Source organism: Aureimonas sp. AU12, from assembly GCF_001463705.1.
Taxonomy (GTDB): domain Bacteria; phylum Pseudomonadota; class Alphaproteobacteria; order Rhizobiales; family Rhizobiaceae; genus Aureimonas.
Genome location: NZ_BBWH01000046.1, coordinates 1 through 10,971 on the forward strand (window position 1 = coordinate 1; position 10,971 = coordinate 10,971).

Annotated in this window: 8 protein-coding genes; 3 read left to right on the forward strand and 5 right to left on the reverse strand. The window is 68.4% G+C overall.

The genetic code is table 11. The annotated features are described in order from the left end of the window. Window positions 1–464 precede the first annotated feature (464 nt). Both AUL33_RS18590 and AUL33_RS18595 read right to left on the reverse strand, forming a co-directional pair. A complete protein-coding gene (locus AUL33_RS18590; protein WP_062211878.1) occupies window positions 465–803 on the reverse strand; it encodes a DUF2147 domain-containing protein in 339 nt (112 codons plus the stop codon). A 115-nt stretch (window positions 804–918) separates the two neighbouring features. Beyond that, the gene (locus AUL33_RS18595; protein WP_062211865.1) at window positions 919–1,266 is read right to left on the reverse strand and encodes a DUF2147 domain-containing protein; all 348 of its coding nucleotides are present in this window, start codon (window positions 1,264–1,266) and stop codon (window positions 919–921) included. A 359-nt stretch (window positions 1,267–1,625) separates the two neighbouring features. On the opposite strand from AUL33_RS18595, the gene AUL33_RS18600 reads away from it, so the two are divergent. Further along, complete coding sequence (locus AUL33_RS18600; RefSeq protein ID WP_062211868.1) at window positions 1,626–1,898, forward strand: hypothetical protein; 273 nt, start codon at window positions 1,626–1,628, stop codon at window positions 1,896–1,898. Between the two features lie 31 nt (window positions 1,899–1,929). On the opposite strand, the gene AUL33_RS18605 is transcribed toward AUL33_RS18600, so the two are convergent. The 3 genes from AUL33_RS18605 to AUL33_RS18615 are packed head-to-tail and all read right to left on the reverse strand — an operon-like array spanning window position 1,930 to window position 6,623. Then, window positions 1,930–3,060: a pyridoxal phosphate-dependent aminotransferase gene (locus AUL33_RS18605; protein ID WP_374754448.1), complete on the reverse strand. Its 1,131-nt coding sequence runs from the start codon at window positions 3,058–3,060 to the stop codon at window positions 1,930–1,932. 33 nt (window positions 3,061–3,093) lie between these two features. Further along, window positions 3,094–5,682: a DNA ligase D gene (gene ligD, locus AUL33_RS18610; RefSeq protein WP_062211872.1), complete on the reverse strand. Its 2,589-nt coding sequence runs from the start codon at window positions 5,680–5,682 to the stop codon at window positions 3,094–3,096. 8 nt (window positions 5,683–5,690) lie between these two features. Further along, window positions 5,691–6,623, reverse strand: a complete 933-nt coding sequence (locus AUL33_RS18615; protein ID WP_062211875.1) for a Ku protein — start codon at window positions 6,621–6,623, stop codon at window positions 5,691–5,693. 189 nt (window positions 6,624–6,812) lie between these two features. On the opposite strand from AUL33_RS18615, the gene AUL33_RS18620 reads away from it, so the two are divergent. Together AUL33_RS18620 and AUL33_RS21750 are read left to right on the forward strand one after the other, a co-directional pair. Further along, window positions 6,813–7,940: a DNA repair exonuclease gene (locus AUL33_RS18620; RefSeq protein WP_062211885.1), complete on the forward strand. Its 1,128-nt coding sequence runs from the start codon at window positions 6,813–6,815 to the stop codon at window positions 7,938–7,940. Window positions 7,941–7,944: 4 nt separating this feature from the next. Next, window positions 7,945–10,578 carry an ATP-binding protein gene (locus AUL33_RS21750; RefSeq protein WP_192843220.1) on the forward strand — a complete coding sequence of 878 codons (2,634 nt, stop codon included), beginning with the start codon at window positions 7,945–7,947 and terminating at the stop codon, window positions 10,576–10,578. Window positions 10,579–10,971 lie beyond the last annotated feature (393 nt).

Sequence of the window (10,971 nt, forward strand, 5' to 3'; positions counted from 1 at the left end):
GATATTCATCTTATCTCCAGTCAACGATGACAGTAAGCCTTTAATACTAGGCTTCTTCGTTATTGTTGGCGAAAGCTTCGACATCGTCGCGTAAGCCCTCGGCATTCCAACTATCACGCAGCGTTGACATGAAACATGGGGGCAGGCGCCAAATAAGGCGGTTTCGCGCAACCCGCTCAAAGATGTTGCGTCAATATCACATTGTTGCTGAGCAGGCGAAGTTCTTCTTGCTTGCTGAACGGTCAATCGACACGGGTGGCAATTAAAAAGTACGACTTATTAAAAGTGTTGCTTGCAGTTCGTCGCCGCGATGTCAGAATTCTGTCACGAGAGCCGCGAAGGCCCACCGGTATCAGGCGATTGCAGTCGGGAGTTCAGGAACCGATCGACAGGCGCACGCCTTCCGCTGCCCGTGTCGCACAGCGAGCGCGGGGGCTTCGACAGGGTTCGCGACGGTTGCGCTCTCAGCGGGTCCAGGTCTGCGTGCGGCAAAACACCTTCGCCACGCATCCCGTCAGGTCGAGCTTCGTTTTCGTCGCTTCCGCTCGTCCCTCGTAGCTCTTGTCGCTGGAGGGATCGATGACGGTGCCGACGTACTGCCCGTTCGAGCCCGTCAGCCGACCCACCGACTTGCCCTTGTAGCGCCCGCTGTCCACCACCGAGCAGAACCCGTCGCCGCAGGGGGCGTACGTGACGGTCTCTCCGTTCGCCAGACGCCAGGTCCCGACGATCGGCTCGGCGGCGAGCGCGGCGGCCGGCGACACGAGGGCGGCAGCCAGGCAGAGGGTCGCGGGTCGCAGCATGGGGAACGCCTTCGGATCGACGGAAACGAGGCCGTGGATCGGACGAACGCGTCTCCCGGTCAAGTCCTGCCGAACCGGCTCGCGCCTTCGTGCGACGCGTTGCAGGCGCCGCGCGTCACAGACGCTTCAGCGCCTGCGACCGGCAGATCAAGCCGCCGAGGATGCAGCCAGAGACGGAGAGCGTGTCGCCGGCGAGCTTGCCCTTGCCGGTGAACTCCTTGCCGCCGCGCGTGTAGTCGGTGACCGTGCCCTCGTAACTGCCGTCGCCCGGCGTGCTCATACGGCCGAAGGTCTTACCCGTGTTGGGACCGTTGACGTAGGTGAGGCAGAAGGCGCTGCCGCAGGGGGCGATGGTGGCGTCGTTGCCCGACGGCATGCGCCACGTCCCCTCGATCGGATCCGCCAGAGTCGGCCCCGTCATCATCAAGGCTGCCGCCACCGTCAACATGCCGCGCGTTCGCATCGTCCGTCCTCCTCGAGACCGGCGCGGCATCCCTCGCGCGATCGCGTCTCGGCCTTCCCTGGACGTAAACGGAAAGCCCAGCTTTCCTCAAGGGACCAGGAGGGGTCGGCCAGTTCGAAATCGGCTGTCGCGAGACAGGGTGAACGGCGCGCCAACCAACAGGGCAAATGCGGGGTAAAGACGGTGTAGAAGTTAATGCGAAAACAAAGGCTTATGGCGTCACCTCGCAAACCTCATCAAGGTGTTACGCGCCTCTTTAAATCAAATTAGCCACGCCTTTTAGCGACCCGTTCAAGTCGCGCTGCCAGTCTTTGCTTGGAGAGCGGCCCGGCAGGACGGGCCAACAACGGGGACGGATCATGGCACGCTTCGACTGGCAGGACGGAGACTTCGGCACGGCGCTCGGCACGGCGGCGCCGATGGGCGAGACGATGATGGCGATGGGACTGCGGCACGCCGCCGGCCGCGACGCCCCGGCCGATCTCGTCTCGGCCCACATGTACTTCAACCTCGCCGACCAGTTCGGCATGGACGACGCCGCCTTCCAGCGCGCGGACGTCGCCGCACTCATGTCGAAGGCCGAGATCGGCCGCGCCCTTCGCGCTGCCCGCGCCTGGCTCGCGACGAACTGAGCCCGATACGTCAAGCCGAGCCGGCTCGGCTTTAGCGAAGCGCGCGCAGCGAGGCGTCCAGTGCCTCCGCGAAGCGATCGAGATGCTGGTCCTCCCCGACGGTCACGCGGATCATCCGGTCCAGCGGCGCGACGCCGGGCATGCGAATGAACACCCCAGCCGCCAGCACGCCGTCGAGCACGGCCCGCGCATAGGCTTCGTCGCGCCCGCAGTCGATGGCGACGAAATTCGTCGCCGAGGGCAGGGGCGTCAGTCCACCCGAGCGAGCGATGTCGCCCAGCCGGTTCCGCGCCCGTTCGATCCGCGCCACGGTCTCGCGCAGGAACGCCTGATCGCCCAGCGCCGCCAGCGCCCCGGCCTGCGCCATCCGCGACACGCCGAAATGGTTGCGCACCTTGTCGAACTGGCGGATCGTCTCCGGTGTCCCCACCGCATAGGCGACGCGCACGCCCGCCATGCCATAGGCCTTCGAGAAGGTGCGAAAGCGCAGCACGTTGGGGCGAAGCCGTCCAATCTCCGGTACCGCGTCGGCCGGCGCAAAGTCCGAATAGGCCTCGTCGAGCACGAGGATGGTGCCCTCCGGCACCTCGTCCATCAGCCGCTCGACCGTCGCGGTGTCGTGCCAGGAGCCGGTCGGATTGTCGGGATTGGCGAAATAGACGAGCTTCGGCCGCAGCGCCTTCGCCCGCTCGATCAGCGCTTCGGCATCCTCGCGGTCGGCCCGATAGGGCACGAAATCCAGCACCCCGCCGTGGCCGGTCACATGGTAGTTGAAGGTCGGATAGGCGCCGAGCGAGGTCACCACGGTGTCGCCGGGGTCGATCGTCAGTTGCGCGAGCAGGCCGAGCAGTCCGTCGATCCCTTCGCCCACCACGATGTTTTCGGGTGTCAGTTCATGGTGCCGGGCGAGCGCGGCCTTGAGGTCGTGATGTTCGGGGTCGCCATAGGCCCAGCTTTCCCGCGCCGCCTCGGCCATGGCCTCGACCACGCGGGGTGAGGGGCCGAAGACGCTCTCGTTGGCGCCGAGCCGGGCCGTGAAGCGCCGGCCGAGCCGCCGCTCCAGCGCCTCCGGGCCGACGAAGGGGACGGTGGCGGGCAGGCCGAGCGTGCGGGCGGTGAAGGGCATGGCGACCTCGACGGACAGGAGTTCGGCCGTCGTCATAAAGCCTTTCGCGCCGCCGGGAAATGCGGTGGCCTAGGCTTCGTCGCTCACCGCCGCAATCATCGCCTTTGTCACGGACTGGCGCACGGACGCGTAATCCGCCCAAGGATCCTCCTTCGTCAGTCGTTCGATCACCACATCCGGCGTGAAGCCGTTGGCGCGGTCCAGTTCGGACAGCTCCTCCCACGTCACCGGCACGGCGACCGGGCAGCCTTCGCGGGCGCGGGTCGAATAGGGCGCGACGGCGGTCTGCGCCGCGCCGTTGCGCAGCCAGTCGATGAAGATGCGGTCCTTCCGCTTGGCCTTCGACATGACCGCCACGAACCGGTCGGGATCGCTCGAAGCCACGCGGTTCGCCAGACCCTTGCCGAACTCGGCGACGCCCTCGACGTTTCGTCGCCGGTCGAGCGGCACGACGACATGGACGCCCTTGCCTCCCGTCACCATGGCAAACGAGCGAAGGCCCAGCGTCTCCAGCGCATCGCGCACCAGAAGCGCGGCGGACTGGACGTCGGCGAACCCGAGGGCCTCGTCGGGGTCGAGGTCGAAGACGAGGCGGTCCGGCTTGTCGAGCGCGTCGTTGCGCGTGCCCCAGATGTGGAACTCCAGCCCGCCCATCTGCACGGCCGCGACGATGCTGCCGGCATCGGTGAGGCTCATATAGCTCGCCGTCGAGCCGTCCTTCTCCTCGATCTCCACCGAGCCGAGCGCCTCGGGGAAGCCCTCGCCCGCATGCTTCTGGAAGAAACACTGCGCACTGGGGCCTCCGGGGCAGCGCATCAGCGACAGCGGCCGCTCGCCGGCATGGGCGAGAAGGCGCGGCGCGGCGATCTCGTAGTAGCGGGCAAGATCGCCCTTCGTCAGCTTCAACTCCTCGAACAGGACGCGGTCGGGATGGGTGACGCGCACGCCGGCAACGAGGATCTCGCCGTCCCCGTGCTTGGGCGCATCATCGGCATGCGGGCGTTTCGAGGTCATGACCGCCTCTTCCCTGGCTGCTGCCTTGCGTCGCTTCGGCGAGGCCGGCGTCTCGTCCACCACCATCTCGGCCGGCTTGTCCTCGCGAAGACCCTGAAACGAGCCGTGGCGGATCTGGCCGTCGGCGGTGAACTCGGCGAAGTCCACCTCCGCCACCAGCTCCGGCGTCACGAAGCGCGCGGTGCGTCGCACGGGGCCGGGCAGGGCGGCGAAGGGCGACGCCTTCTGCGAGAGCTTGTGGAGCCGTGCGGCGAGGTCGGTCATCGTCTCGTCGGTGAAGCCGGTGCCGACGCGCCCGCAATAGCGCAAGGCGTCGCCCTCGCGCACGCCGACGAGGAGCGAAGCGAAGGCGCGGCCTTTCTTGTCGGACACGGCATAGCCGCCGATGACGAATTCCTGCCGCCGCGTGCATTTGGTCTTCAGCCAGTCGCCGTTGCGCCCGCCCGTATAGGGGGCGTCGGCCCGCTTCGAGACGATCCCCTCCTGACCCGCCTTGCAGATGCCGGCAAAGACATGGCCGCCGTGGCCGCGCACGTGGTCGCTATAGTGCAGCCGATTGCTCTCGGCCTCGCCGATGAGGGTCTTCAGCGTCTGCTTGCGCTGGTCCAGCGGTTGGTCGGTCAGGTCCTCGCCGTCGAGATGGAGAAGGTCGAAGCAGAAGCAGGAGAGGTCGCCGTCCTCCTTCAGCGCCTTCTGCAGCGAGGAGAAGTCCGTTCGTCCTTCTCCGTCGACGGCAACGACTTCGCCGTCGATGAGCGCGCTGCGGCAGTCGAGCGCCAAGGCGGCGTCCCGCAGCCGGCCGAAGCGCTCGGTCCAGTCCTGCTCGTTGCGCGTGAAGAGCCGCACCTCGCCGCCGCCGAGCGCGATGAGCACACGGTAGCCGTCATACTTGACCTCGTGCAGCCATTCGGTCCCCTCCGGCGCGGCCTCGACGAGGCCGGCAAGCTGGAGCGGGCGAAAGGCCGGCATCGCGTCGGCCTTCCCGCGCGTCTTCGCGGCTGGCTTCGCCGTCTTCGCAGCGGGTTTCACCGGAGGCGCCTTGCGACCCGTCGGCCGCGTCCAGGTTTCGTCGCCGGCCGCGATCGAGGCCATGTCGCGGCCGCTCTTGGCGCTGCGATCTTGAGCGAGGATATCCTCGCCCGGATGTGCCTCGTCATCCTTCTCCTTGATCAGCAGCCAGTTCTCGCGCTTTTCCTTCGCCCGAGGCTTCATGCGGATAAGCGCCCAGTGGCCGCGCATCTTCTCGCCGTGAAGGATCATCTTGAGATTGCCGGCGGCCAGCCCTTTGGCGGCGTCGTCCTGCGGCTCCCATGTTCCGCGATCCCAGACCATGACGGTGCCGCCGCCATACTCGCCCGCAGGGATCGTGCCCTCGAAGTCGCCATAGTCCATCGGATGGTCTTCGGTGCGCACCGCCAGCCGCTTGTCGGCGGGGTCGAGACTCGGACCGCGCGTCACCGCCCAGCTCTTGAGGACGCCCTCCCACTCCACCCGGAAGTCGTAGTGCAGGCGCGTCGCGTCGTGCTTCTGCACCACGAAGGCCAGTCCCTCCGTACTCGCCGCGCCGCCGGAGGGTTCTGCCGTGCGCGCGAAGTCGCGCTTCTCGCGATAGGTCTTGAGGAGGTCGTCGGCTGCGCCCGCCATCGCCGGCCTCACGCGCTCCGGCGCTTGGGCGCTGCCTTCTTCGCCGCCGGTTTTCTGGCGCCAGACTTTGTCGCCGCCTTGGGCTTGGGCTTGGCATCCTCCTCCTCGGCATCGTCATCATCTTCCGCGCCGGCCTTGCCCTTGGCGCCCTCGAGGCTCTTCTTCAGGCTGGCCATGAGATCGATGACGTTGGACTTGCCGCCTTTGGCGGGCGCCTCGTCGGCGCCGTCCTCGTCGGGGTCGGAAATGCTGCCGGTCTTGCGCTTCTCCTCGATCAGCGCCTTCAGCGCCGCGGTGTAGTGGTTCTTGTAGGTCTCGGCCTTGAAGGGGCTCGACTTCTTGGCGATGAGCGCGCTGGCGACGTCGAGGAGATCGTCCTCGGTCTTGCCCTCCTCGATGTCGGAGAAGAGATCGTCCGCCTTCTGGATCTCCTCGGCGTAGTGCAGCGTCTCGAGCAGCAGGCCGGTGCCGCAGGGGCGCAGTGCCACGAGATACTCCTTGCCGCGCATGGTCAGCTGCCCGAGCCCGCTCTTCTTCGACTGGCGCAGCGCATCGCGCACCACGCGGAACGCATCCTCGGCCAACTCGTCCTGCGGCACGACGTAATAGGGCTTGTCGTAATAGAGAGGCGGGATCTCCGACTGGTCGACGAACTGGACGAGCTCCAGCGTCCTGCGGGTCTCCAGCTTCACCTCCTCCATCTCCTCGTCGGTGAGGAGCACGTAGTTGCCCTTCGAGATCTCGAAGCCCTTGACGATGTCCTCCTTCGAGACCGGCCCGATGCCGGGCGCCACCTTCTCGTAGCGGATGCGCTTGCCTGACTCCTTGTGGATCTGGTGAAACGCGATCGTAGCGCCGGACTTCGTGGCGGCGAAGATCTCGACGGGGATCGACACCAGCGAAAGGCGGATCTGGCCTTTCCAGACGGGACGGCGGGCCATGATGCGACTCCATTAGAAACACGACACCGGGAACGCCGGCTCGCCGCCCCCGTTCCCGGCGCTCGCGATTCAACAAAGGCTTGGATAAACGAGGGGTTGCGCCGCGCGGGGCTTGAACGCCATCGCCGGGATCCCCAGCCTCCGCCGGGAATGCCGCGGCTGATCGACCCGCTGCACCGAGGGACCGCCATGATCCGCTTTCTGCACACGGCCGACTGGCAGATCGGCAAGCCCTTCGGCGGCTTTGCCGCCGAGCGTCAGGGCGGCGAACTCCACGGCGAGCGGTTTCGCGCGGTGGCGCGCCTCGCGGCGATCGCACGGGATCGTGCCTGCGCCTTCGTCCTCGTTGCGGGCGACGCCTTCGACAGCAACACCATCTCCGACCGCGACATCCAGCGCACGCTCGACGCGATGGCCGCGTTTCCCGGCCCCTGGGTGCTCCTGCCCGGCAATCACGACGCGGCCCTCAGCGTCTCCGTCTGGACCCGCCTCGCGCGCTTCGAGCCGAAGACGGTGCTCATCGTGGCCGATCGTCCCGAGCCCATCGAACTCGCGGGCGGCGCCGCGGTCGTCCTGCCGGCGCCACTGACGCGCCGCCACGAGGGTGCCGATCTCACCACCTGGTTCGACCATGCCGAGACCGATCCGCGCGCCGTTCGCATCGGGCTCGCCCACGGGTCGGTCGCCAACCGTCTGCCGGAGAAGGCCGAGAGCGGCAACCCAATCGCCGACGACCGCGCTGGGCGGGCGCGTCTCGACTATCTGGCGCTCGGCGACTGGCACGGCTTTCTCAAGATCGCCGACCGGACTGTCTATGCCGGCACGCCCGAGCCCGACCGCTACCCCGCCAACGAGCCGGGTTTCGTGGCGCTCGTCGAGATCGATGCGCCCGGCGCCGTGCCCCGCATCGAGCGCGTGCCGACGGCGCATTTCGACTGGCGCTCGATCCGGCTCGACATCCACGGCGACGCCGCCGTGCTCGATGAGGCGCTGGGCGCCCTGCCGCGCCCCGGCGACACGCTGGTGGATCTGACCTTGGCGGGCAGCCTCAGCCTGCGCGAGCGCGCCGCGCTCGACGGCCGGATCGAAGTCTGGCGCGCCCGGCTCTTCGACCTGCGCCTGCGCGATGCCGGGCTGGTGGACGAGCCGGATGAGGAGGATCTCGACCGCATCGACGTCGCCGGCTTCGTGCGCACCGCCATCGAACGCTTGCGCGCCAAGGCCGCCGATCCCGCCGATCCCGAGCGCGAGGCCGCTGCGCTGGCGCTGCGCATGGCCTATGTCGAGCATGCCCGCCTCGGCCAGATCGAAGGCTGAGCCCATGTACCTGACCTCCCTGACGCTGCGCGACTTTGCCGGCACCGCGTCCGCCACGCTCCCCGCCTTCGAGCCCGGCCTCAACATCGTGGTGGGCGACAACGAGGCCGGCAAGTCCACCCTGCTGCAGGCCCTGCGCGCCGCCTTCTTCCAGAAGCACCGCGCCGGCGGCGAGGCGGCAAAGGCGCTGGCGCCTTACGGGCGTCAGGTCCGGCCCGAGATCGAGGTCGGCTTCGAGGTCGGCGGCACGCCCTATCGCCTGCGCAAGGCGTTTCTCGTCAAGCCCGAGGCCGAACTCGAATGGGCGGGCGGGCGCCTGTCCGGCGACGCCGTCGAAGACCGTCTCGCCGAACTCTTCCGCTTTTCGCATTCGGGCGCCCGCAAGGCCAAGGAGGGCGATTTCGCCGGCGCCTTCGGTCTCCTCTGGGTCGAGCAGGGCCGCTCGACGCAGGGTCTCGATGTCGGCGCCGGACGCGACGCGGTCACCGCTTCGCTCGAAGGCGAGGTCAGCCATGTTCTCGGCGGCGAGCGCGGTCGGGCGCTGCTCGCTTATTCGAAGTCGCAGCAGGACCGCTTCTTCACCAACAGCCTCCGCGCCTCCATCAACTCGCCTCTGAAGGAAGCCGAGGAGCGTCTCACGGAACTGCGCGAGGCGCTGTCCGGCCGCGAGACCGCCTATCGCGACTACGAGGCCAAGCTTGACCGGCTGGCGACGCGGCGCGAGACGTTGCGGAGCTACGAGCGTGAGGATGCGGTCGGCAAGGCCGCAGCCGCCGTCACCGCGGCGGAGGAGGCCCAGCGCGCCATCGCCGATATCGAGCGCGACTGTGATCAGGCCGGGCGGGACCTCAAGCATGCGCTCGCGGCGCGCGACCGGGCGGCCGAGCGGCTGAAGGCGCGCGAGGGTCTGATCGAGGGCGTCCGCCGAGCTGGCGAGGCGGCCGCTGCCGCGCGGGAAGCGCGCGACGAGCTGGCGCAGGGGCGGGCGCGAGACCTCGCCGAGATCGCCCGGCTGGAAGCGGCACATGGGCAAGCGCGGGTGGCGATGCGAGAGGCGGACGCCGCGCATGACACGGCGGTGGTGACCGCCGACCGCCTTCGGATCGCCGCCGACATCGCCAGGCTGGAGACGCGCCTCGCCGAGGTGCGCGAACTCGACGAGCGCCTGCGAGACCTGCGCCGTGCAGCGGCCGCCGCTCCCGCTCTGACGGACAAGGACGCCCGTGCTGTCGAGGCCGCCGAGCAGGCCCGGCGCGACGCCGAGATCCGTCTGTCGATCGCCTCGCCGACGATCCGCTTCGAGCCGGAGGCGGGGCGGCACATCCGCGACGCCGCCGGGGCAGAGGTCGCGTCAGAAACCGCACTCCCCGTAACCAGTCGTACGGTGTTCACGCTCGAAGGCTTCGGCTGTGTTCAGGTCGAGCCCGGCGGCGATGCCGCAGACCTCGCCCGGGCGCGCGACAAGGCGGCGGAGACTTTGGCCGCGCTCCTCGACCGCCACCGTCTGGCGTCTCCAGCCGACGTGCGCCGAACGCTGAGCGAGACCACCGAGCGCGCCCGCGAGATCGCGTCGGCGCAGGCGCAGATCGCCGCCATCCTGCCCGAAGGCCTCGACGCCTCGGTGCGCCAGCTCGACGCTCTGCGCGCCGAACTCGACCGCTTCGGCGCGCCCGGCACTCAAATGGACACGGCGCCGGACCCGAAGGTCACCGGTGTGCTCCGACAAACGGCGCGCGCTCGTCTCGACGGCGCGGAGGCTGCCGCCGACGCAGCGCGCAAGGCGGCGGCGGGGCTGGCGGCGCAACTGGCCAAGCTCGAAGCCGACGCCGCGCATGGCGCCTCGATCACCGAGCGCATGGCCGCCGATCTCGCGGAGGCCGATCGCGGGCGCACCCGCGAGGCGCTGGCCGAGGATCTGGCCGCCGCCGAGCTGGAACGCGCCGCTCGCGAGGCGGTCGCCGCCCAGCGCCGGCGCGCGCTCGACGGGGCCGATGCCGAGACGGTGGCGCGCACGCTCTCCGCCAAGCGCCGCGCCTTCGACGAGATCGGCCGCACGCTCGCCACCCTCAAGGACGAGACGGCCTCGCTCGAAGGCGAGTTGCGGGTCCAGGGTGCGACGTCGCTCGCCGAGGAGATCGCTCGGCTCGGGGGCGAGATCGAAAGCTGGGAGAGGCGTCGCCGCCGTCTGGCGATCGAGGCCGACGCCGCCCGCATTCTGCACCAGACCTTCACGGAGGCGCAGCGCGAGGCCCGCGAAAGCTGGCTGGGCCCGATCAAACAGCAAGTCGCGCCCTATCTCCGGCTGATCCACCCCGAGAGCGACATCGCCCTCGACGAGACGACGCTGGAAATCACCGGGCTTCGCCGGCGCGGCATCGACGAGGACTTCAAGCGCCTGTCGGCCGGCGCGCGCGAGCAGGTGGCGGTGGTGACGCGTCTGGCGCTGGCCGATGTCTTGAAGCGCGGCGGCCATCCGGCGGCGGTGATCCTTGACGATGCCCTCGTCAACACCGACGAGAAGCGTCTGGAGCGGATGCACAAGGTTCTTCAGAAGGCCGCCGAGGGCCTGCAGATCATCATCCTCACCTGCCGCGAGCGAGACTTCCGCGACATCGGCGCCCCGATCTTCCGCCTCTAGACCGCCGTCGATTCCAGGGAAGGCGCTGAGAGAGGAGCGGTGGGTGCCGGCCGCCGTGCCCCTGAGCCTGCGACTCGCATTTTTCCGATGAGTGGGCGGCTGTCGCGACCCCCGTCGGCCGCTTGGATGCGGCTTCCCGAGGCAAATTGCTCGAATGGTTAACGAGCGGTAAACGTAATCGTGGCGGTCGTGCAACAGCAGTGTGACCAACGTGTCTCATTCCGGGTAGTGTTGCCTTTCGGTGATTGCATCGTGTGGCTGCCTGAATATGCTCACAGTCGAAAGAGCGGGGGACGACCCGGACTTTCATGGGGATGGGGCAGGGATGGCTGTCCTCTCAAACAAGGCCCAACCCTAACCTATAACTTGACTGGAGGTCAGGACATGAACATT